This window comes from Streptomyces sp. NPDC093252, from assembly GCF_040683675.1.
Lineage (GTDB): Bacteria > Actinomycetota > Actinomycetes > Streptomycetales > Streptomycetaceae > Streptomyces.
This window is the reverse complement of record NZ_JBFBEM010000008.1, coordinates 40,068-62,207: the sequence shown is the minus strand read 5'-3', so window position 1 is coordinate 62,207 and position 22,140 is coordinate 40,068. Positions and strand designations below refer to the sequence as shown.

20 protein-coding genes and 1 pseudogene are annotated in these 22,140 nt (G+C 73.8%); 10 read left to right on the top strand and 11 right to left on the bottom strand.

The annotated features are described in order from the left end of the window. The first annotated feature begins 82 nt into the window (after positions 1 to 82). The 3 genes from AB0O01_RS18050 to AB0O01_RS18040 all read left to right on the top strand — a co-directional run bounded on the left by AB0O01_RS18050 (position 83) and on the right by AB0O01_RS18040 (position 2,747). Positions 83 to 778, top strand: a complete 696-nt coding sequence (locus AB0O01_RS18050; RefSeq protein ID WP_365314499.1) for a TetR/AcrR family transcriptional regulator — start codon at positions 83 to 85, stop codon at positions 776 to 778. A gap of 84 nt (positions 779 to 862) precedes the next feature. Further along, the gene (locus AB0O01_RS18045; protein ID WP_365314498.1) at positions 863 to 1,594 is read left to right on the top strand and encodes a metalloregulator ArsR/SmtB family transcription factor; all 732 of its coding nucleotides are present in this window, start codon (positions 863 to 865) and stop codon (positions 1,592 to 1,594) included. 148 nt (positions 1,595 to 1,742) lie between these two features. After that, positions 1,743 to 2,747, top strand: coding sequence for a DMT family transporter (locus tag AB0O01_RS18040; protein ID WP_365314496.1), 1,005 nt, complete (start codon positions 1,743 to 1,745; stop codon positions 2,745 to 2,747). Positions 2,748 to 2,780: 33 nt separating this feature from the next. Here the strand turns inward: AB0O01_RS18040 and AB0O01_RS18035 are convergent, their stop codons facing one another. The 7 genes from AB0O01_RS18035 to AB0O01_RS18005 all read right to left on the bottom strand — a co-directional run bounded on the left by AB0O01_RS18035 (position 2,781) and on the right by AB0O01_RS18005 (position 10,244). Beyond that, complete coding sequence (locus AB0O01_RS18035) at positions 2,781 to 3,872, bottom strand: Zn-dependent alcohol dehydrogenase (protein ID WP_365314494.1); 1,092 nt, start codon at positions 3,870 to 3,872, stop codon at positions 2,781 to 2,783. 89 nt (positions 3,873 to 3,961) lie between these two features. After that, positions 3,962 to 5,356 carry an aldehyde dehydrogenase family protein gene (locus tag AB0O01_RS18030; RefSeq protein WP_365314923.1) on the bottom strand — a complete coding sequence of 465 codons (1,395 nt, stop codon included), beginning with the start codon at positions 5,354 to 5,356 and terminating at the stop codon, positions 3,962 to 3,964. 211 nt (positions 5,357 to 5,567) lie between these two features. Further along, positions 5,568 to 6,035, bottom strand: coding sequence for a DUF3574 domain-containing protein (locus tag AB0O01_RS18025; protein ID WP_365314493.1), 468 nt, complete (start codon positions 6,033 to 6,035; stop codon positions 5,568 to 5,570). A 101-nt stretch (positions 6,036 to 6,136) separates the two neighbouring features. After that, positions 6,137 to 7,360, bottom strand: a complete 1,224-nt coding sequence (locus AB0O01_RS18020; RefSeq protein WP_365314491.1) for an MFS transporter — start codon at positions 7,358 to 7,360, stop codon at positions 6,137 to 6,139. Between the two features lie 40 nt (positions 7,361 to 7,400). Continuing rightward, on the bottom strand, positions 7,401 to 8,834 hold the full coding sequence (locus AB0O01_RS18015; RefSeq protein ID WP_365314489.1) for a citrate:proton symporter: 1,434 nt from the start codon (positions 8,832 to 8,834) through the stop codon (positions 7,401 to 7,403). A 161-nt stretch (positions 8,835 to 8,995) separates the two neighbouring features. Further along, positions 8,996 to 9,649, bottom strand: coding sequence for a TetR/AcrR family transcriptional regulator (locus tag AB0O01_RS18010; protein ID WP_365314488.1), 654 nt, complete (start codon positions 9,647 to 9,649; stop codon positions 8,996 to 8,998). Positions 9,650 to 9,725: 76 nt separating this feature from the next. Then, entirely contained in the window at positions 9,726 to 10,244 is a 519-nt protein-coding gene (locus AB0O01_RS18005; RefSeq protein WP_365314487.1) for a hypothetical protein, read from the bottom strand. A 291-nt stretch (positions 10,245 to 10,535) separates the two neighbouring features. On the opposite strand from AB0O01_RS18005, the gene hmgA reads away from it, so the two are divergent. The 3 genes from hmgA (at position 10,536) to AB0O01_RS17990 (ending at position 13,867) form a co-directional block, all read left to right on the top strand. Next, on the top strand, positions 10,536 to 11,852 hold the full coding sequence (gene hmgA / locus AB0O01_RS18000; RefSeq protein ID WP_365314486.1) for a homogentisate 1,2-dioxygenase: 1,317 nt from the start codon (positions 10,536 to 10,538) through the stop codon (positions 11,850 to 11,852). Between the two features lie 27 nt (positions 11,853 to 11,879). Then, the gene (locus tag AB0O01_RS17995) at positions 11,880 to 12,626 is read left to right on the top strand and encodes a GntR family transcriptional regulator (protein ID WP_365314484.1); all 747 of its coding nucleotides are present in this window, start codon (positions 11,880 to 11,882) and stop codon (positions 12,624 to 12,626) included. A 77-nt stretch (positions 12,627 to 12,703) separates the two neighbouring features. Continuing rightward, positions 12,704 to 13,867, top strand: coding sequence for a type ISP restriction/modification enzyme (locus tag AB0O01_RS17990; RefSeq protein ID WP_365314482.1), 1,164 nt, complete (start codon positions 12,704 to 12,706; stop codon positions 13,865 to 13,867). A gap of 256 nt (positions 13,868 to 14,123) precedes the next feature. Here the strand turns inward: AB0O01_RS17990 and AB0O01_RS17985 are convergent, their stop codons facing one another. The 3 genes and pseudogenes from AB0O01_RS17985 to sigK form a co-directional block, all read right to left on the bottom strand. Beyond that, entirely contained in the window at positions 14,124 to 14,393 is a 270-nt protein-coding gene (locus AB0O01_RS17985) for a hypothetical protein (protein WP_365314481.1), read from the bottom strand. A gap of 126 nt (positions 14,394 to 14,519) precedes the next feature. Next, entirely contained in the window at positions 14,520 to 15,356 is an 837-nt protein-coding gene (locus AB0O01_RS17980; RefSeq protein WP_365314480.1) for an anti-sigma factor, read from the bottom strand. Then, positions 15,353 to 15,895: pseudogene (gene sigK / locus AB0O01_RS17975) on the bottom strand (ECF RNA polymerase sigma factor SigK); the annotation flags it as partial. The pseudogene sigK and the gene AB0O01_RS17980, both read right to left, overlap by 4 nt. A gap of 252 nt (positions 15,896 to 16,147) precedes the next feature. Between sigK and AB0O01_RS17970 the strand changes: the two are divergent. After that, a complete protein-coding gene (locus AB0O01_RS17970; protein ID WP_365314479.1) occupies positions 16,148 to 17,836 on the top strand; it encodes a serine/threonine-protein kinase in 1,689 nt (562 codons plus the stop codon). Between the two features lie 20 nt (positions 17,837 to 17,856). Here AB0O01_RS17970 and AB0O01_RS17965 read toward each other — a convergent pair whose 3' ends face one another. Further along, positions 17,857 to 18,660, bottom strand: coding sequence for an SGNH/GDSL hydrolase family protein (locus tag AB0O01_RS17965; RefSeq protein ID WP_365314478.1), 804 nt, complete (start codon positions 18,658 to 18,660; stop codon positions 17,857 to 17,859). A gap of 327 nt (positions 18,661 to 18,987) precedes the next feature. Between AB0O01_RS17965 and AB0O01_RS17960 the strand changes: the two genes are divergently transcribed. The 3 genes from AB0O01_RS17960 (at position 18,988) to AB0O01_RS17950 (ending at position 21,994) form a co-directional block, all read left to right on the top strand. Next, positions 18,988 to 20,193, top strand: coding sequence for a S8 family peptidase (locus AB0O01_RS17960; RefSeq protein ID WP_365314477.1), 1,206 nt, complete (start codon positions 18,988 to 18,990; stop codon positions 20,191 to 20,193). A gap of 219 nt (positions 20,194 to 20,412) precedes the next feature. Then, the gene (locus AB0O01_RS17955; RefSeq protein ID WP_365314476.1) at positions 20,413 to 20,901 is read left to right on the top strand and encodes a hypothetical protein; all 489 of its coding nucleotides are present in this window, start codon (positions 20,413 to 20,415) and stop codon (positions 20,899 to 20,901) included. Position 20,902: 1 nt separating this feature from the next. Further along, positions 20,903 to 21,994 (top strand): GNAT family N-acetyltransferase, encoded by a 1,092-nt coding sequence (locus AB0O01_RS17950; RefSeq protein ID WP_365314474.1) that lies wholly within the window; start codon positions 20,903 to 20,905, stop codon positions 21,992 to 21,994. Positions 21,995 to 22,140 lie beyond the last annotated feature (146 nt).

Below are 22,140 nucleotides of genomic sequence, written 5' to 3'. Positions count from 1 at the left end.
GCCACATCCGTCGCCGTACTCAGACGGATACTCAGGTCCGCGCGCCGCCGTGCTCCCGCGCCCCCGCCCTACTATGTGCGCCATGGCCCGACCCCGTAAGCCTCTGCTGAGCACCGGACGGATCGTCGCGACCGCGCGGGACCTGGTGGACGCGGAGGGGCTCGCGGCCGTCTCCACCCGGCGGCTGGCCGCCGAACTGGGGGTGAGCGGGCCGTCCCTCTACAACCACTTCCGCACCAAGGACGAGATCCTCCAGGCGGTCGCCGACTCGGTCAGCGCGCAGGTCGATCTGTCGATGTTCGAGGACGGCCGCGGCTGGCGGACCGCGCTGCACGACTGGGCGCTCTCCTACCGGGACGCCCTGCGCGACCACCCCCACATCGTGCCGGTGCTGGCCAAGGGCCCCGGCCGCCGCCCGGCCTCGCTGCGCCTGGCGGACGTGGTCCACGGGGCGATGGTCACGGCGGGCTGGCCCCCGGCGCACGCCACCTCGGTGGGCGCGGTGATGCGGTACTTCGTCATGGGCGCGGCCCTGGGCTCCTTCGCCGGGGGCTTCGTGGACGAGGAGAGCGCCTACGACCCCGACACCTATCCGCATCTGGGGCAGGCGCATCTGCTGGCGGAGCGGCAGGAGACGGTGGACGACCGGGCGTTCGAGGCGGGCCTGAACGCCCTGCTGGACGGGCTGGCCCTGCGGTTCGAGAGGGTTACGGGCGGTACGGGTGGTACGGGCGGTACCGGGGTGGCGCCCGAGTCGGTGGCCGGTCGCCGCCCCTGACGCCGCCCGGGGCCGGACGGGGGCCGGACGGGGGGCGCGGACACTTCGGTGGGCGCCGAACCGTCCGTGCCGCACCCTGGAGTCATGTCCACCCGTTCCGGTTCCGGATCCGCCAGGGATCCCCGTGCTCCCGGGCTCGCCGCGTTCGCCTCGCTCATCGCCGACGAGACCCGGGCCACCGTGCTGCTGGCGCTGCTCGACGGGCGGGCCTGGACCGCCGGGGAGCTGGCCCGGCACGCCGGGGTCGCGGCCTCCACCCTGAGCGGGCACCTGGGGAAGCTCGTGGCCGCGGGGGTGCTGGCCGAGGAGCGGCAGGGACGGCACCGGTATGTGCGGCTCGCCGACCCCGGGGTCGCCCAGGTCGTGGAGGATCTGGCCGCGCGGGTGGGGGCGGGGGCCGTACCGCCGCCGCGCACCCTGCGGGAGGCCGGGGCCGGATCCGCCCTGGCACGCGGGCGGACCTGCTACGACCATCTCGCCGGGCGGCTCGGCATCGCCCTCACCGACGCGCTCACCGCGCACGGGCTGCTCCGGCAGGACACCGGGTTCGCGCTCACCGACGCCGGGGTGGAGTGGTTCGGCGCGGCCGGGATCGCGCTGCCGCGCACCGGGCGGCGCCCGCTCGCCCGCGCCTGCCTCGACTGGACCGAACGCCGGCCGCACCTCGGCGGGGTCGCGGGCGCCGCGCTGTGCGGACACGCCCTGGAGACGGGCTGGTGCGAACGGATCGGGACGGGCCGGGCCGTACGGGTCACCCCGCAAGGGGCGCGGGCCCTCTCCGGGCTCCTCGCCATCGACCCGGCCACCCTGCGCTGACCCCACACCTCCACCCTGCCCCGCCCCGGACCTCCACCCCGCGCTGACCCGCTCCCACCCCCCGCACCGATACCCGCCGCCGCCCCTCCTCTCCCGCCGTCTGAAAACCGCGAGCGCCCCGCCCGTGCCCGTCCCTACGCTCAGGAGCATGATGAGCCACACCCCTGACCCCGCCCCGGATCGCACCCCGGACCGCACCCTTGCCAACCCCGGTCGTGCCGTCCGCCGCCGGGCCGGGGTTCCGGCCGCCGCCGCGGCGGTGGTCACCGTCGTGCTGTGGGCCTCCGCGTTCGTGTCGATCCGCAGCGCGGGCGAGGCGTACTCGCCGGGCGCGCTGGCCCTGGGCCGGCTGGCGGGGGGCGCGCTCGCGCTGGGCGCCTGGTGTCTCGTCCGGCGGGAGGGGTGGCCGCCGCGGGCGGCGTGGCCCGGTATCGCGGTATCGGGGGTGCTGTGGTTCGGGGTCTACATGGTCGTCCTGAACTGGGGCGAGCAGCAGGTCGACGCCGGGACCGCCGCGCTGGTGGTGAACACCGGCCCGCTGCTGATCGCGCTGCTCGGCGCCAAGCTGCTCGGCGATCCGATGCCGCCGCGGCTGGTGGCGGGACTCGCGGTGTCGTTCGCGGGGGCGGTGACCGTGGGGCTGTCGATGTCGGGCGGGGGCGGGTCCTCGGTACTGGGGGTGGCGCTGTGTCTGATCGCGGCGGTGGCCTACGCGGGCGGGGTGGTCGCCCAGAAACCGGCGCTGGGGCATGCGAGCGTGCTCCAGGTGACGGCGTTCGGATGCGCGGTGGGGACGGTGCTGTGTCTGCCGTTCTCCTGGCAACTGGTGACCGAGGCCGCGCACGCCCCGCTGTCGGCCACCCTCAACATGGTGTACCTCGGTCTCTTCCCGACCGCCCTCGCCTTCACCACCTGGGCGTACGCGCTGTCGCGGACCACGGCGAGCCGGATGGGCGCGACAACCTACGCGGTACCCGCGCTGGTGGTGGTGATGTCGTGGCTGACGCTGGGCGAGGTGCCGGGGGTGCTCACACTGGTGGGCGGGGGGCTGTGCCTGCTGGGGGTGGCGGTGTCGCGGTCGCGGTCCCCACGAGGGACGGACGCTCAGGCGACGACGGCACCGGCCACCGCGAACGAGTCACTGCGGCAGTGACGGCCGGTCCTCCGCCGGAGGGCATCGGCCCCCTCAGAACGTCACCAGCGCCCGCCCTCCCCGTCCCGCCAGCATCGCCTCGAACGCGGCCGGGATGTCGTCCAGGCCGATGCGGTCGGTGACCAGCGCCGACAGGTCCAGGCGGCCCGCGCGGACCTGACCGGCGAGGACCGGGAGGTCGGTGCGGGGGTCGCAGTTGCCGTAGACGCAGCCGGAGAGGGTGCGGCCCCAGTGGAAGAGTTCCAGGGCGTGGAAGGTGACCCGCTGGTCGGTGCCGCCGATGCCGACGACCGTGGTCCGGCCGCCGCGCCGGGTGGACTCCCAGGCGGTGCGGATGGTGACCGCGCGGCCCACGCACTCCACGGCCGCGTCCACGCCCTCCCCGCCGGCCAGGGCGCGGATCTCGCGGGCGGTCCGTTCGGAGGCGGTCACGAAGTCGGTCGCGCCCGCCGCCCGCGCCAACTCCTCCTTCGCCGGGGAGAGATCCACCGCGACGATCCTGGACGCGCCCGCGATCCGCGCCGCCTGGAGCGCGGCCAGCCCCACCCCGCCCGCACCGAAGACGGCGACCGTCTCGCCGGGCGCCACCTTCGCCGCGTGGTGGACGGCCCCGTAGCCGGTCAGGACCGCGCAGCCGAGCAGGGCCGCGTCGGCGAGGGGGACGCCCTCGGGCAGCGGCAGGACGCAGGAGCGGGGGACGACGGTCTCCTCGGCGAACGCGGCGACGTTCAGGCCGGGATGCAGGGCGGTACCGGCGGGCGTGCGGGCGTGGACGGCGGCGGCGCCGTTCATCGCGTTGCCGCACAGCCACACCTCGCCCCGCCCGCACGCCGGGCAGCTTCCGCAGGACGGGGCCCAGTTGAGCACCACCGGGTCACCGGGGGCGAGGTCGGTGACGCCCTCCCCCACCGACTCCACCGTCCCGGCGCCCTCATGGCCGAGGATCGCCGGGACCGGGATGCGCAGGGTGCCGTCGGACAGGGAGAGGTCGGAGTGGCACACCCCGGCGGCGGCGAGCCGCACCCGGACCCGGCCGGGCCCCGGCTCGGGCAGTTCGACCCCGGTGATCTCCAGCGGGGCGCCGACGGCGGGCAGTACGGCGGCACGGACGGTCCGTACGGTCATGAGGGGGCGTCTCCTGCGGCTCTGGAGTGCGGGGTGGTCAGCGGGTCTTCAGGGGTGGTCACAGGGCGGCCATAGATGGTCACAGGTGGTCAGAACTGGAGCGACTTCGTCATCAGGTACTCGGCGAGGCCGTGGACGCCCAGTTCGCGCCCCACCCCGGACTGCTTGTACCCGCCGAACGGGGCCAGCGGATTGAACCGGCCGCCGTTGATGTCGACCTGCCCGGTGTCCATCCGCCGGGCGAAGGCGACGGCCTCCGCCTCCTCGCCCGCCCAGACCGCACCGGCCAGCCCGTACACCGTGCCGTTGGCGATCCGCAGGGCGTCGGCCTCGTCCTCGTAGCGCAGGATCGACAGGACCGGGCCGAAGATCTCCTCCTGGGCGATGGTCATCTCCGGGGTGACCTCGGCGAAGACGGTGGGGCTGACGTAGAAGCCCCGCTCGCGGGGTGCCTCCGGGCCACCGGCGACCAGTTCGGCGCCCTCGGCGACGCCCTGCCGGATGTAACCGCGCACCCGGTCCCGCTGCCGGGCGCTGACCAGCGGGCCGATCCGCTCGGGGTACTGGGCAGCGGCGGTGACGGCGAGGCCGACGGCCTCCTCGTACCGGTCGCGGTGGACCAGCATCCGGGTCCAGGCGCTACAGGTCTGGCCGGAGTTGGCCATGACGTTGGCGACCCCGACGGTGACCGCGCGGGCGAGGTCGGCGCTCGGCAGGATCACGTTGGCGGACTTGCCGCCGAGTTCGAGGGCCACCCTCTTGACCGCCGCGCCCGCGACGGCGCCGATCGCGCGGCCGACGGCGGTGGAGCCGGTGAAGGAGACCAGGTCGACGCCCGGATGCCCGGCCAGCGCCCGCCCGGCGACCGGGCCGAGCCCGGTGACCAGGTTGAACACCCCCGCCGGTACCCCCGCCTCGTGCACCGCCGCCGCGAACAGCCGGGCGGTGAGCGGGGTCTCCTCGGCGGGCTTGAGCACCACCGTGCAGCCGGCCGCCAGCGCCGGGGCCACCTTGGCGACGATCTGGTGCAGCGGGTAGTTCCACGGGGTGATCGCCCCGACCACCCCGACCGGCTCCAGATGCACCACCGAGGTGCCGATCCGCTCCTCGAAGGGGTGGCCGGCGGCCAGTTCGGCGTACGAGGCGGCCACCGTGATCGGCAGGGCGGTGTGGACCCTCTGCGCGAGGGCGGGCGGGGCGCCCAGTTCGGCGGTGACGGTCGCGGCGATCCCGTCCCGGCGGGCGGTGAGGGCGTCGACCAGCGCGGCGAGCCGGGCGGCACGCGCGGCGGGCGGGGTCGCCGCCCAGCCCGGGAGCGCGGCGCGGGCGGCCCGGACGGCGGCGTCGATGTCCTCGGCGCCCCCCGCCGGGACCCGGGCGAGGAGCTGCTCGTCGGCCGGGTCGACGACATCGATGAGTCCGGACCCGGCGGCCGGGCGCCAGCCACCGCCGATGTACATCCCGCCCGACTCGTCCCCGCGCATCCCGGCCATCCCCTCCCCGCGCGTCCCAGCCGTCCCGTCCATGCGCATCCCGGCCGTCCCCTCCCCGTACGCGCCGTCCTGGGCCGTGCCGCGCATGCTCCGCCTCCCGAACCGGCGGCGTCACCCGGCGCCGCGCCACCGCCCAAACTAGCGGCGATAGTTTTGCCGCGCCATGACTCCTGGGTCACATCCGCCGACGGACATCGGGCTCTCAGAAATCGACGGTCACCCGGTCGTCCACCCGCCCCACCGACTCCTGCCCGAACCGCTTCTCGTAGTCGCGGCGGATCTCCTCGATCGCCCGGTCGGCGGGGCCGGCCGCCCCGACCGGGTACAGCAGCAGCACCTCGTACGACCGCTCCTTCTCGATCGTGCCGGTGACGTCCCGCCACTGGCCGCGTCCGCTCTGCACGGTGAGGCCGTCGGGAAAGGACGGGGTGACCTCGTGGTCGATGAACGCCATGAACTGCCGGTCGGTGACCGCCGGTCCGCCGTCGGGCCGGGCGGTGCCGAAGTACAGCCGGGTCTCGGCGTATGACTCACCGCGCACCGGGGCGGCGGGGGCGTCCGGGGTCCCGGAGCCGTCGAGGGTCGCGTACGCGGCCGTGGGCGCGGCCACCGCGAGCAGCGCGGCGGCGGTGACGAGGAGGGTCCGGGAACGGGTGAACTGACGTCTCATGCCCCTCACCTACGGGATCGTCCGCCCGGCTGTCCCGGCGCCGCGCCGGGGCGCGGGGATCTGTTCACCGAAGGGGGGAACCGGCCGGGAGGGGGTTTAACTCACCGCTCGGACAAGGGAGTTGGGACTTCCTCGGTGAGCGCCGGGGCCGGTCGGCGGGCCGCCGGGGAGCGGAGCGCCACCCCGGCCGACAGCAGGAGCAGCCCGCCCAGCAGCACGAACGGGGCGGCCACGCCCGCGACCCCGGCGACCAGACCGGCTCCGGCGGGGGCGGCGACCTGGCCGAGGCGGTTGCCGGTCAGCCGCAGGGCGAGGGCGGTGGAGCGGGCGCCCTCGGGGGCCGCCCGGACGACGGTCGTCATGGACAGCGGCTGCCCGACGCCGAGGCAGAAGCCCAGCGCCGCCAGCATCGCGGCCAGCGCCCACACCGGCACCGGCAGCGCGATCCCGGCGCAGAGCAGCGCGGCGAGCAGACAGGTGGAGGTGAGCAGCGGGGTGCGGCCGAGGCGGAGCAGCGGGGTGAGGACCAGGCGGCAGGCGATGGTGGCCGCCGCGCGCAGGCTGAGCAGCAGTCCGACGACCGAGGGCGCGATGCCCCGCTCCTCGCCGACCACCGGGAGGTAGGCGGTGAGGACATCGGTCGCGGAGAGCACGGAGAGGCTGATCAGGATGCCCGCCGGGACGCCCCGGGCGCCCAGGATGCGCCGCACCGGCACCCGGTCGCCGGACCGGTCGCGGGCGCCGGGGGCCGTACGGTCCTCTATCCGCCACAGGGTGGTGAAGGCCGCGGCGGCGCCCGCGCCCGCGACCAGCAGGGCGAGGGCGCTGGTGGCGGCCATGTCGTGGCCGCCGATCAGCGCGCCGGCCGCGACCGGGCCGACGAGTTGGCCGAGGGAGGCGCCGATGGTGAAGTGGCCGAAGTCGCGGTCCTGTTCATGCGGGGCGGACTGACGGGCGACCAGGGACTGGGCGCCGATGACGAACGCGAGATGGCCGAGGCCCATGACCCCGCTCCACACCGCCATCGCCGCCAGGGAGTCCGCCCGTCCGCCGAGCACGCAGCCCGCCGCGATCAGGACGACCCCGGCGGGCAGCAGCGGGGCGCACCGCCCGTGGTCGGTACGGCGGCCCAGCGGGACGGCGGCGAACAGCGGGAGCAGGGCGTAGACCCCGGCGATGACCCCGACGGCCCGTTCGTCGGCGCCGAGCGCGAGGGCCCGGTAGGAGACGGCGGGCCGGGCCATCGACACCGCCGCCTGCGCGAAGCTGAAGGCGATGACGAGGCGGAGCAGCCAGCCGCGGTTCCCGCCGGGCCTCCTACGCACGGAACGGTCCTCCTCCACGGCGCCGGGGCGCCCGCGTGGCTCAGATGATGCCGAACAGGATGGCGGCCCCGAGCACCACCAGGGAGGTGAGCGCCGCCCACTTCACCACGAACCGGGTGTGGTCGCCGAACTCGACCTTCGCCATGCCGACGAGCACGTACACGGCCGGGACCAGCGGGCTGGACATGTGCAGGGGCTGGCCGACGAGGGAGGCGCGGGCCATCTCGACCGGGCTGACGCCATGGGCCGCGCCCGCCTCGGCGAGGACCGGCAGGACACCGAAGTAGAAGCCGTCGTTGGACATGAAGTAGGTGAGCGGCAGGCTCAGCAGTCCGGCGACGATGCCCATGTGCGGGCCCATCCCGGCCGGGATGATGTCGACCAGCCAGTTCGCCATGGAGTCGACCATGCCGGTGCCCTGGAGGACGCCGGTGAAGACGGCGGCGGCGAAGACCATGCCGGAGACGTTGAGGACGTTGTCGGCGTGGGCGGCGAGCCGGGCCTTCTGGTCGGGGATGCGGGGGAAGTTCACGGTGAGCGCGAGCGCGGCGCCGAGCAGGAACAGCACCGGGATCGGCAGCAGTTCCATGATCATGGCGGTCAGCAGCGTCGCCGTGAGCAGGACGTTGAACCAGAGGAGCTTGGGGCGCAGGGTGGGGCGGTTCGGGTCGAGGCCCTGGAAGTCGTCGTCGTCCTCGTCGGCATCGGCGGGGGCGCCCGCGCCGCCGCCGGTCTTGCGGAGAGCGGCCGTGCCGGACCCGGCACCCGCCCCGGAGCCCACGAGCACCGTCTCCTTCTCCGTCTCCTTCTCTGTCTTCTTCTCGCCCACCGGGTCCTGAAGGACCTCGTCCAGGGTGAGCACCCCGAGCCGCTTGCGCTCGCGCAGACCGAGGAAGTACGAGAGGACGATCACGAAGAGCAGGCCGACGGCGAGCGCCGGGATCATCGGGACGAAGATGTCGCTGGCGTCCAGCTTGAGCGCGGTGGCGGCGCGGGCGGTGGGGCCGCCCCAGGGGAGGGTGTTCATCACGCCGTTGGCGGTGGCGGCGACACCGGTCATCACGACCAGGCTCATCTTCAGCCGCTTGTACAGCGGGTACATCGCCGAGACGGTGATCATGAAGGTGGTGGAGCCGTCGCCGTCCAGCGACACGATCGCGGCGAGCAGGGCCGTACCGACGACGATCCGCAGGGGGTCGGCCTTGGCGAACTTCAGGATGGCCTTGACGACCGGGTCGAAGAGCCCGACGTCGATCATCAGCCCGAAGTAGACGATGGCGAACATCAGCATCGCCGCCGTGGGCGCGAGACTGGAGACACCGTCGATGACGTAGTCGCCCAGCTCCGCGCCCTTGCCGACGAACACGCAGAAGAGCGCGGGGATCAGCACGAGCGCCGCGATGGGCGACATCTTCTTCAGCATGATCAGGACCAGGAAGGTCGCGATCATGGCGAAGCCGAGGATGGTCAGCATGTGTGTGGATACCTAACGTTCGCCCTTGAACTCCCACCAGGGCCGGCGGTGCGACGACGTTAGGTCCGCCCGATCGGCGTTAACAAGATGTTGACGCGCGAGCAATAAGCGCAAAACTCCAGGTCACAGCTTTGCTCAGGTCATTCGGGGCGGGGCTCGTCTCATTCGGGGCGGGGCTCGTCCCCTCGCTCCGGTCCGTCCAGGACCCGCCCGAGATACGCCCGCAGCAGTTCCCGCATCTCCGCGATGATCCCGGCGTCGCCCTTCGGGTCGACGCGGAAGGCCAGGTGGACCAGGGTGTCGGCGGTCTCGACGGCGACCAGGAAGGTGCGGCGCAGGGTGTCGTCGGGGCGGCGGCCGAGGGAGCCGGCGAGGAGTTCGGTGAGCCGGTCGGCGACCCGGTGGTTGGGTTCGTCGTGGCGGGAGCCGACGGGGATCTGGTTGCCGAAGTCCACCAGGGAGAAACCGGGCGCGGTGCGCTTCATGGCGAGGTACTCGTCCAGTACGGCGTCCAGGGCCCGCCGCCAGCCGCCGCCGTCCAGGGCGTCGAGGCGTCTGCGCACCCGCTCGGTGTACCGCTCCAGGTTGCGCCGGGCGAGGGCGTCGGCCATGGCGCGCTTGTTGCCGAAGAAGCGGTAGACCGACCCGATGGGGACACCGGCCCGCTGGGCGACGGCCCGGGTGCTCAGGGCGTCGTAGCCCACCTCGTCGAGGAGGTCGGCGCAGGCGTCGAGGATCCGGGTCAGCCGCTCGGCGCTGCGCCGCTGCACGGGGGCACGGCGGAGCGCGGTCGTCGCATCAGACACGGCCCTCATGATGCCCGCCCACCGGTCCGGGGTGAAGCGCGCCTCCCCCGAACCGCATACGACACCGGCCCCCGCCGCCCCCGCCCTACGGCGAGGCCCCGGGCCCCGGCTCGGAGACCGTGAGGTCGGCGGTGGACTCGACGGGCTCGCCGTCGGCGGCCCAGGCGGTGCCGTCGTCGGCGTAGAGGCGGACGGTGACGTGATGGGTGCCGCGGTCCATGAGACCGGCGGCGAGCCGGTGGCGCGGGGTGCGCAGATCGACGACCGGGCGGCCGTCGATGAACAGCCGGGCCACGCCGCGCCCGGCGACGGCCTCCGGCTCCGTGCCGACCGGCGAGAAGGCGAAGCCGTCGACAGTGAGCCGGACCTCCCAGCCCTGTCCGTCGCCGACCGGCTGCACCTCGATGTCCACCGCGGGGGCGTCGCCCTGCTCGATCTCGCGCAGAGGCGAGCCGTCCTCGTCGGTGTCCTCCAGCACCTTGCCGACCGGATACGTCCGGTCGGTGGCCTGCTCCCGCCCGGCGCCGGAGTCGCAGCCCGCGGCCCCGGCCAGCACCAGGACACCGACCACGAACACCGCACCGGCCCCCCGTGTCCACGTCATACGGGCGAGCGTAGAACACCGGTACGACACCTCGAATCCACCTCAGGGCTGGTTCCCCCGTCCGGCCGTAGTCCCTCCAGAGGATGCCGCCCCCTCCCGGGGATGCACCACGGACGCCTCCCCTCCGCCGGGCCGCCCCCTCCCTCCCCGGGGACGCCCCCTTGCGCCCACCCGCCCCCTCTTTCTATGGTGGAAACTATTCCTATAGTGAAGCATAGGAATAAGGAACGGAAGCGGAACGGAACCCGCCGGTCACCGGGACAAACGCAGGGCTGCCAAGGAGCTGGGAACATGAGTGCGGACGCGCGCAAGACGGCCGAATCGCTGGCCTATCTCTCCGGGTTCGGGAACGAGCACAGTTCGGAGGCGGCGCCCGGCGCGCTGCCGGTCGGCCGCAACTCGCCCCAGCGGGCCCCGCTCGGCCTCTACCCGGAGCAGTTGAGCGGCACGGCCTTCACCGAACCCCGGGCCCACAACCGCCGCTCCTGGCTGTACCGCATCCGCCCGTCGGCCGCCCACCCGGCGTTCACCCGCACCCGCAACGGGGCGCTGCGCACCGCCCCCTTCACCCAGACCCCGCCCGACCCCAACCGGCTGCGCTGGAACCCGCTGCCCGCGCCGGAGGCCGGGACGGACTTCGTGGCCGGACTGTGGACGCTGGGCGGCAACGGCGATGTCACCCAGCGCACCGGCATGGCCGTGCACCTCTACCACGCCACCGCCTCCATGGAGCGGGTGTTCAGCGACGCGGACGGCGAGCTGCTGATCGTCCCCGAGCACGGCGGGCTGCTGCTGCGCACCGAGTTCGGGCTGCTGCACGCCGAGCCCGGCCAGGTGGCGCTGGTCCCGCGCGGGGTCCGCTTCCGGGTGGACCTCCTGGACGACTCGGCGCGCGGCTACGTCTGCGAGAACTACGGCGCCCCGTTCGTCCTCCCCGACCTGGGCCCGATCGGCGCCAACGGCCTCGCCAACGCCCGCGACTTCCTGGCCCCGGTCGCCGCGTACGAGGACGTCGAGGGCCCGGTGGAGGTGGTCAACAAGTTCTGCGGCAACCTCTGGACCGCGACCTACGACCACTCCCCCCTCGACGTCGTCGCCTGGCACGGCAACCTCACCCCGTACGTATACGATCTGCGCCGCTTCAATGTCATCGGCTCCATCTCGTACGACCACCCGGACCCGTCGATCTTCACGGTGCTGACCTCGCCGTCCGACACCCCGGGCCTCGCGGGCGTCGACTTCGTGGTGTTCGCGCCGCGCTGGCTGGTGGGCGAGGACACCTTCCGGCCGCCGTACTTCCACCGCAATGTGATGAGCGAGTACATGGGCCTGATCGACGGCGCCTACGACGCCAAGGCGGAGGGCTTCGTCCCGGGCGGCGGCTCGCTGCACAACATGATGTCGGCGCACGGCCCGGACCGGGAGACCTTCGACCGGGCGAGCGCGGCCGAGCTGAAGCCGCAGAAGATCGACGACGGGCTGGCGTTCATGTTCGAGACCCGCTGGCCGGTGCTCCTGACCCCGCAGGCCGCGGGCGCCGACCACCTCCAGCAGGGCTACGACGAGGTGTGGCGGGGCATGGAGCGCCACTTCCGCCCGTTGCACTGATCGCGTACGACCGGTACGGATAGGCCCGTGAGTTCCTTCGCCCCGGATTCGATCGTCCTCAACCGCAAGCTGCCGCTGTGGTACCAGGTGTCGCAGTCGCTGCGCGCCTCGATACTCGGCCGCCCGGCCCGGGCCCCGCTGCGGCTGCCCACCGAGGAGCAGCTCGCCGAGCACTACGGCGTCAGCGTGCTCACCATGCGGCAGGCGCTGAAGGAGCTGGAGGACGAGGGCCTGATCACCCGGCACCGGCGCCGGGGCACCTTCATCGAACCGGACGCGACCCGCGCCCCGGTGCGGCTGCTGGGCTCGGTGGACGCCATCGTGGCCCAGCAGTCCGGGATGACCGCCGAACTGCTGGAGCATGGGCCGGTACCGGTGCCGGCCGAACTCGCCGAGTACTTCCCCGGGCTGCCGGAGGCGGTGACGTACCACCGGCTGCGCAGCGACGAGAAGACCGGCGAGCCCACCAACCACGCCCGCAACTACATCCGCCCCGAACTCGCCGCCCGGATCGACCCCGAGGAACTGGTCCGGCAGCCCATGACCAAGGTGCTGCGGGACGTGGTCGGCGCGGACATCAGCCGCATCACCGACACCGTGCAGGCCCGCCTCGCCGACCCGGAGACGGCCCGCCTCCTCCGCGTCCCCCTCCTCAGCCCGATCCTCCACTACACCGGCATCGCCTACGACACCGCGGGCCAGGTCCTGGACGTAGCCGTCATCCACTACCGAGGCGACCGCTTCTCCTTCTCGGTGACCCTGGACGCCACCTGACCCGACGTCCAGGGGCACTGGGGGTACCCCCTCTGGGGGAGGAACTCCGCAAAAAGCGGACCACACACCGACGTACGATGCGGAGCGTGCCGAACGACGACACCGACGCTCCGCCGCTCGCGGACCTCATGCCGTGGTCCGTCGCACCGCCGCGCCTGGGGCGGAGCTGGCCCGCGGGCCCCGACCCGGCCTCCCTCAGGGCCCGTTGGGACGCGCTGCTCACGGCGCGGGGCCCGGACCGCGAGACCCTGTTCGAGCCGACCCGGGCCCGCACCGCGCACTCGGCGGTGGGGCAGCTCCCCGGCCACCCCGGCGGAGCCGAACGCCTCGTCCGCGCCGAGGGCCCCTGCCCCGAACCGGTCCGCGCGCTGGTCGCGCCCTTCGACGAGCAGTGGCTGATCCCGGACCAGCGCCTGATCGACGCGGCCCGTCCGGAACTGTGGCGGATCGCCGACGACCGGCAGGTCTTCGTCACCGAAACCCCCACCGGCCCCGGCCCGCTCCTCCTGGCCACCACCCTGTTCCCCGTCCTGCGCACCGGCCGGGTCCGCCCCCTCTTCCGCCGCCCCGGCGGCCGGGAACCCAATCTGGCGCCGGGCCTGACGGAGTATCTGGGCACACGGCTCGGCGGCACGGCCCCGGAGCCGGTGGACGTGCTGGCCTGGATCCTGAGCGCGGTCCGCGCCGATCTCACCGTCCCCCTCACCGGGGACCCGGCGCGCTGGGCGCTCGGCGTGGCGTCGGGGCGCCGGGCGCTGTGGCTGATGCGCCGGGACGGCGAGCGCCCCAAACTCCCCGGTGGACGCCGCCCGTACGTCCGCGCCCCGCTCCCCGCCCGCCCCGGTGAGCTGCGCTACGACCGCGACGAGGAGACCCTGTACCTCGGCGAGGGCCGGATCTCGCCGGTACCGGTGGACGCCTGGGACTTCGAGGCGGGCGGGGTGCGGGTGCTGGAGGAGTGGTTCCTCGCCCGGACGGGTGAACCGGAGCCGGGCACCCTGTCCGCGATCCGCCCCGCGTCCTGGCCGCAGAGCTGGACGTCGGAGCTGCTGGAGCTGATCACGGTCCTCGCGCTGCTGGCCGACCTCCCGCCGCTGCCGGACGGACCGGTGCCGTCCCCCGTCACCACCGCCGACCTCCGCGCCGCGGGTGTCGTCCCGGTCCCGGCGTCGGCGCGCCGCCCGGCGTCGGTCCTGGACGTGCCCGAGGAGGGCCCGGAGGGCCAGCTCGCCCTGATCTGACGACCGTCCGCTCCTCGGGAGCGGCGGGGGTCGAACGCGGCGGGCGCTGAAGGGGGCCCAATGGAGCGGGAGAGGCCAGGCCGGGGACAAGAAGAGAGGAACCCGGGGCGGGGAGCCGGGCAACCGGGGGGTGATACGCCGCTGACGCCGCCCGTGGGGAGTCGGGGGGCGTCAGACCGGATGAGACCGGATCAGATCGATCGGATCGGCGGGGACGGGGACGAGCGGGGGGCGTCCGGGCGGACGCCGGGGATGCTCAGTGTCCGCCGAACAGGGAGCGGCGCAGTCGGCGCAGGGGTGCGAAGAGCGAGACGCGCCGGACACGGGCGCCCCGGGAGGTCTGGTCCTGCGTGGTGTCACGCGCGGTCAGCTCCCGCATCAGCGAGGTGGCCTCCGCGGTCTCCCGCTGTGGCACGGCGGGACCCGCCAGCACCGACAGGTGGCGGTCGAGGCGCGAGCTGGTCGCGCTGCTCCCGCAGGTGATCGCAGGGACCCTTGCCCTGCTGCGCACTGTTATCTGATCCATGTCACTCCCCACCCGTACGAGTCCACCCGGCCCAGGCAGGCTAACCCTATCGCCCCCTTGGGGCACTCGTGTATCGCGGTCACAGGATTCACCTTTCCCGTAAGGGTGTTGACGTACACACTTTGATTACTCTCCGAATCCAACCGATTTCAGGGCGAGTTGGACAATGGGCTGGCCGGTGGGGTGCGGAGAGCCGCCGTCCGGTTCGATGGTCACGGCGAGTGACGAGGCGGTGGGGTCCAGACCGGAGGCGGCCAGGGGCGTGTCGGCGCTGAACAGGCCCAGGGAGCGTGGTGGTGCGTCGGGGCGCATCAGCCACAGTTGATGCACTCGTCCGCCGGGGGGAGCGCCGTCACCGCTCAAGGTCACCACCGCGCGCCCCTCACCGGCGGAGGCGATCACCGCGATCCGGCGGCCCCCGGTGTACGGGCCGACGGCGGCGCGGGCGTCGGGGGCCGCCAGAACGTGGGCGATCTCACGTGCCCGGTCCCGCTCGGCGTCCAGTTGGTCCTGCGCCCGCCCGGCCTGCGCCGCGAACAGCGCGGCGACGACGAGGGCCGCGGCGGCGGTCGCCGTGGCGAACGGCACCAGGAGCGGGCGCCGGGACCGCTCGGGGGGCGGCCGGGTCCCCCTCGGGCCGGACCGGGTCCCCTGTTCGTCGGGCCGGGTCCCCCATACGTAGGACGGCAGCGAGGGGATGTGGGCCGGTGCGGGCTCCTGCGGGGTGGTCCGGACGGCGGCCAGGACGCGGGCGCGCAGCGCCTCGGGCGCCGGGTCGGTGGTGGTCCAGGCGAGCCGGACGGTGTCCTCGGTGAGCGCCCGCACCTCGGCGGCGCAGCGGGCGCAGCCGTCCAGATGCCGTTCGTAGCGGCGGCGTTCGCCGGGGTCGAGGGCGTCGAGGGCGTAGGGCGCGGCCAGCGAGTGGGGGGCCTCGCGGCGACGCGGCCGGCCGAGCGGGCTCACCCGGCACCGCCGCCGAGGCACTGGCGGAGCCGGGTCAGTCCGTCGCGCATCCGGGTCTTGACGGTGCCGAGCGGCAGCGACAGTTGTTCGGCGACCTCGCGGTAGGTGTAGCCGTCGTAGTAGGCGAGGGTGACGGACTGGCGCTGGAGGTCGGTGAGCCGGGCCAGGCAGCGGCGCACCAGTTCCCGTTCCAGTCCGGCCTCCACCTCCTCGGCGACCTGGTCGAAGGCGGGCCCCGCCGAGCGCAGGGCGTCGCGCGGCTCGCGCTCCCCGGCGGCGCGGGCGCTGCGCACCCGGTCGACGGCCCGGCGGTGGGCGACGGTGAGGATCCAGGACAGGGCGGAGCCGCGCGCGGGGTCGAACCGGGCGGCGGAGCGCCAGAGTTCGAGGAGCACCTCCTGGGCCACCTCCTCCGCCTGCGCGGCATCCCGGACCACCCGTTTCACCGGGCCGGACACCAGGTGGTACAGCTCCTCGAAGGCACGCTGGTCGCCGGCCGCCACCCTGAGCAGCAGCGCGTCCGCGTCCATCCGGTCCCCCCTCGTCCTCGCCGCGCCCGTCGCCCCCGTTGCCCCTGGCTCCGCCCGGCTGTGGCCCTCGGCCCGTCGTCGTCCCCGTCCCCGTACATCCGGTGTCCGCACCGCGCACCTCCGGGGGGAGGTACGGATCGGCGGGGCGAAAACGCGGGTGGGGGCGGGGGCAATCGGGAACGCGGGCCGGTGCGGGGCCGGATCGGTGTCCAGGGGGGCGTCATCCGGGGTGGGCTGAGCTACTTTGGGGAGAAATCTGGCGTGGCACGGCGGACGGCCGAAGGGGGTGCGCCGGTGTCGGGACAGCCGGGCAGGGAGCGGGTGGTCGCGGGCCGGTACCGGCTGCTCTCCCCGCTGGGCGAGGGCGGCATGGGGACGGTGTGGCGGGCCCGGGACGAGGTGCTGCACCGGGAGGTCGCCGTCAAGGAGGTGCGGGCCCCGGCGGGGCTGCCGTCGTCGGACGTGGGGCGGATGTACGCCCGGCTGGAGCGCGAGGCGTGGGCGGCGGCCCGGGTGACGCACCGCAATGTGGTGACGGTGTACGACGTCGCCACCGAGGACGGCCGCCCGTGGATCGTGATGGAGCTGATCCGCGGGGTGTCGCTGGCCGAGTTGCTGGAGGCGGAGGGGCCGATGCCGCCGCAGCGGGCCGCGCTGATCGGGGCGGAGGTGCTGGCGGCGCTGCGCGCGGCGCACGGGGCGGGGGTGCTGCACCGGGATGTGAAGCCCGGCAATGTGCTGCTGTCCAACGAGGGGCGGGTGGTGCTGTCGGACTTCGGGATCGCCACGGTGGAGGGCAGTTCGGCGCTGACCATGACCGGGGAGGTCGTGGGGTCGCCGGAGTTCCTGGCGCCGGAGCGGGCGCTGGGCCGCACCCCGGGGCCGGAGTCGGATCTGTGGTCGCTGGGGGTGCTGCTGTACGCGGCGGTGGAGGGGGTCTCGCCGTTCCGTCAGGACACGCCGCTGAGCACGTTGCGGGCGGTCGTGGACGAGGAGTTGCCGCCGCCGCGCCGGGCGTCGGCGCTGGCGCCGGTGATCGAGGGGCTGCTGCGCAAGGAGCCGGGCGAGCGGCTGGCGGCGGAGGGTGCGGAGCGGGATCTGCGGCTGGTGGGTGCGGGCGGCACGCCCCGGGCGGACACCGTCTGGTCGGCCTCGACGGCACCGACGGTCGCCGCGCCGGTACCGGACGCGCGGGGCGCGCGGGGCGCGCAGGGGCCGCCGTTGGGCCCGTTGGGCCCGTCGGGGCCGTCGGGGCCGTCGGGGCCGTCGGCGGCACCTGCGGTCACCGACCCGCCCGCGCGGGACCGCCGTGCCGTGCTGCTCCTGGTCGCCGGGGTCACCGCGCTCGCGCTGGCCGTCGGCGGGCTGGCGTATGCGCTGCTGAGCGCGGGCGGCGGCGGGGAGGGCTCGGGTGGGAGCGGTGGGGACAGTCCGGCGGCTTCGGCGCGGGCGTCGGAGGCGTCGGGCACGCCGGAGGCGGAGGACCGGCCGTCCGGCGGGGGTGAGGTGTCGGGGGGTGCGCCCGCCGCGGAGTCCACGCGGGCGCCGGGGAGTTCACCGCCGCCGCAGTCGGTGGCCGTGACGGTGAGCGGGGCGCACACGGACTACACGGGTGCCTGTCCGCCGGGCGGGAGCGCGGCTCCGGTGTTCACGGCGGAGTTCACCGTGGGGCGGCTGCCCGCCGAGGTGGCGTACCGGTGGGTGGCGCGGGACGGGGAGGTCACCGACGAGGGCTGGCGGACGCTGTCGTTCCCGGCGGGCGGGGAGCGCACCCGGCGGGCGAGCGTGACGGTGACGGCGTACGAGGAGAGCGGGTCGTATCGGAACGCGCTGGGGGTGGAGGTGCGGGAGCCGGTGGAGGTGGTGTCGGACACGGTGGAGTTCTCGGTGACCTGTGTGACGGAGACCCCGTCGGACGGGGCCTCCGTCACCGCCTCACCGACCTACTGAGGGATGGGGGGCGGAGGGGGTCAGGTCGCGCTGTTCAGGACGGGGAGGTAGCCGCCGGACTGACCGGCCGCGGTGGGGTGGTAGGACTCGCCGACATTGAGCCAGTTGACGCTGTGCAGCCAGGAGTTGCCGGAGCAGATCTCGTGGCCGGTGAAGGTGGTGCGGACATCGGCCCAGGTGAAGCCGTGGTCGGCGACGCGCTTGGCGATGGTGCTGTTGAGGAGGTCGGAGGCGTCGTTGACGGCCTTGCGCTTGGTCTCCGACAGGCCCAGGCAGGACTGGCCGAGCAGATAGAAGCGGGGGTAGCCGAGGACCACGACCTGGGCGGCGGGGGCCTTGGAGCGGATCGTGGAGTACACGGTGTCGAGCTTGCCGGGCAGGGTGGAGGTGACGTACGCCCGCGCGGTGTCGATGCGGGAGATGCAGGCGCTGTCGGACTGGAGCACACAGGTCGTCATCACATCGGCGAAGCCTGCGTCGTTGCCGCCGACGCTGAGGGTGACGAGGCCGGTGGAGGCGCCGAGCGGGGTGAGCTGACTCGCCAGAACTTCATCCGTTCGGGCGCCCGAGCAGGCGGTGAAGCTGAACGACGAGGGTGAGTTGGCGGCGGCCCACAGGGACGGGTACGCCTTGGTGCTGCGCTTGCAGTCGCCGCTGGAGCCGATGTAACTGCCCGCGCCGACACCGGAGGAGTAGGAGTCGCCGAGCGCCACATAGCCGGTCGCGGCGGCCTCGGCGCCCTGCGCCGCGGTCGCCCCGGTGAGGGCGGCGCCGACGGCGAGGAGGAACGAACTGACGAGTACGACAAGTCGGGAACGTCTCATGGAACCTCCCTTTAGCAGGATCTCTGCTGCACCAGGCATACCCACTACGCGCGTTGACTGGAAGTGTGCATGCCAAGAATTACAGACATTCACCCGAGATCCACCACAACTCCTGACAGGTCTTCACCACTTGATTACGTGCTCATGTCACGTTTGTTGACAGGTCCTCAACACCCTTGATCTACGCGGGTGGAGGGCACAGGCTGTATCGCAGCCCCCGGAGCGGAACGCAACGTTCCAGGGTTGTGCGCGCGAAGACGCGCGCGCCCCCCACAGCCGTGCGCCCCCATCCGGGGCGCGCGCCGCCAACAGGAGGACTCCCTCGTAATGGCACACCTGCGCAGCACCAAGGTGAAGCTCGCCGCGATCACCGCCATGACCACAGCGGCCCTCGTCGGCGGGCTCACCGCGATACCGGCCCAGGCCGCACCGGCCAAGGGCAAGGTCCTCGCGGCAGGCTCCCCCACCGCCGTCAAGGACAGCTACATCGTCACCCTCAAGAAGGACGCGGGCTTCAAGGCGTCCTCCCGCACCGGCAAGGGCCTGATCGGCGAGTACGGCGGCAAGGTCGACAAGACGTTCGGCTCCGCGCTGAACGGCTACACCGCCACCCTCTCCGCCGACGAGGCCGCCAGACTCGCCGCCGACCCGGCGGTCGCCGCCGTCGAGCAGAACCAGACCGTCACGGTCGACGCCACCCAGACCAACGCCCCCTGGGGCCTGGACCGGATCGACCAGACCTCGCTGCCGCTGAGCGGCACCTACACCTACCCGGACAGCGCGGGCAGCGGCGTCACCGCGTACGTCATCGACACCGGCGTGCGGATCACCCACCAGCAGATCGCCGGGCGGGCCAGCTACGGCTACGACGCGATCGACGGCGACACCGTCGCCGCGGACGGCAACGGCCACGGCACCCATGTGGCCACCACCATCGCGGGCACCACCTACGGCGTCGCCAAGAGCGCGCGGATCGTCGCGGTGCGGGTGCTGGACAACGCCGGTTCCGGCACCACGGCCGGGGTCATCGCGGGCATCGACTGGGTGACCCGCAACCACTCCGGCCCCTCGGTCGCCAACCTCTCGCTGGGCGGCGGCGCCTCCGCCACCCTGGACACCGCCGTGCGCAACTCCATCGCGTCCGGCGTCACCTACGCCATCGCGGCGGGCAACAGCAACCTCAACGCCGGTTCGTACTCGCCCGCGCGGGTCACCGAGGGCATCACGGTCGGCGCCACCACCAGCACCGACGCCCGCGCCAGCTACTCCAACTACGGCACGGTGCTGGACCTCTTCGCCCCCGGCTCCTCCATCACGGCCGGCTGGCACACCAGCGACACGGCGACCAGCACCATCTCCGGTACGTCGATGGCGACCCCGCACGTGGCCGGCGCGGCGGCGATCTACCTCGCGGGCCACCCCGGCTCCACGCCCGCCCAGGTGGCCACGGCGCTGGTGAACGGCTCCACCCCGAGCAAGGTGACGAGCCCCGGCACCGGGTCCCCGAACCGGCTGCTGAAGATCGTCCCGTAAGCGGGACCGGGGCGGTGCACTCCCCCGTCCCGTAGGCGGGACCAGGGCGGTGCGCCCCGTGCGCCCGGTATGACCGGCGGGTTCCCCGGAGCAGCTCACGCCGCCCCGGGGAGCCCGCTCCCGCACGCCCCGGTGACCGGGCTCCGCATCTTGACGGCCCCCCGAGCGCTGCGCGACATTGAAGCCCGGCATCCGGCGCTTCGGGGGGCAAAGTCGCCAATGCAGGGCTTAGACAGCGAGACGACCGCAACGGACACATCAGATAGATCAGATACATCAGATAGATCAGATAGATCTGGCACATCTGAGGCATCAGGCAGGTCGCATACAACAGGTGGGCCGGGGAGGGACCTGTCGCCGCTGCTCGCGGGTGCCGCCACGGCCGTCGCGGGGATCGGCGCCGTACTGGCGCTGACCGGCTCCGACTCGCCGCTGCGCGCGCCGTTCACGCTGTTCTTCCTGCTCGCCGCCCCGGCCGCCGCGATCGGCGCCGCGCTGTCCGGGCTCGACCCGTTCGCCCGGGGGGTCGCCTCGCTGGCGGGCGCGGTCGTGGCCGACATGCTGATCGCCCAGGGGATGCTGGCCCTGAACCGCTGGTCGGCGGCCGGGGGGACCGCGGCCGTGGCGGCGTTCAGCGCCGGGACGCTGCTGCTGGTGCTGATGGTCCGGCGCCGACGGGGCCGCGCGGTGCGAGGACGGGAATCCTGACGTGGACATCGATGTGTACCGCCCGGGTGAGCTGACCGCCGCCGACCGCGCCGCCTGGACCGCGCTCCAGGCACAGGCGCCGCCGCACGGCGCGGCGGACCTCGCCAATCCCTTCCTCGCCCCCGAGTTCGCGCTCGCGGTCGGCCGGTGCAGACGGGGGGTGCGCATCGCGGTGGTCCGCGAGGGCGGCGAGCCGGTCGCCTACTTCCCCTTCCAGCGGACGGCGGCGGGTGTCGGCCGGGCCGTCGGGCTCGGGGTCTCCGACGCGCAGGGCGTGGTGCACCGGCCGGGGTTCACCTGGGACGCGCGGGAACTGCTGCGGGCCTGCGGGCTCGCGGTGTTCGAGTACGACCATCTGGTGGCGGGCCAGCACCCGTTCGAGACCGGGGTCTCCGGAGTCTTCCCGTCCCCGGTCATCGATCTCGACCAGGGCTTCGACGCGTATCTGGCGGCGCTGCGGGCCAGGTCGCCGAAGTTCACCCGCTCCACCCTCGCCAAGGAGCGCAAGCTCGGGCGGGAGGCGGGCGAGGTGCGGTACGTCCACGACGAGCGCGATCCGGCGGTGCTGCGCACGCTGATGGCGTGGAAGTCGGCGCAGTACCGCAGGACCGGCCGCAGCGACCGGTTCACCCAGGAGTGGATCACGCGGCTGGTGGAGCAGCTCTTCCACACCCGCTCGGCGGCGTTCGGCGGGCTCCTCTCGGTGCTCTACGCCGGGGACCGGCCGGTCGCCGCGCACTTCGGGCCGCGGACCGGGCGGGTGCTGGCCTGCTGGTTCCCGGCGTACGACCCGGCGTTCGCGAAGTACTCGCCGGGGCTGGTGCTGCATCTGCGGATGGCGGAGGGGGCGGCGGCCGAGGGGATCGGGCATCTGGACCTCGGCCGGGGCCAGAAGGAGTACAAGGACTCCCTGAAGACCCGGGACATCCAGGTGTCGGAGGGGTGGGTGACCCGGCGTCACCCGGTGGCGGTCGGCCATCGGGCCCGGCGTGCGCCGGTACGGGCCCTGCGCAACGCGGTGGTGACCCGGCCGGAGCTGTTCGAACCCGCCGATCGTCTGCTGAAGGGGATAGGGAGGATCAGGTCAAAGTAAGCCAAAGGTGAGACCTGGTGTAGGTCTTCCATAAATACGCAATCACCAATACCGTCATACAACTCACCCGCACCGGACCATCATCCCGGGGCTCCAGGGGAGGGCTCAGGGACCCCGGGAGATACCGGAGCGGGAGCGCGGCAGGG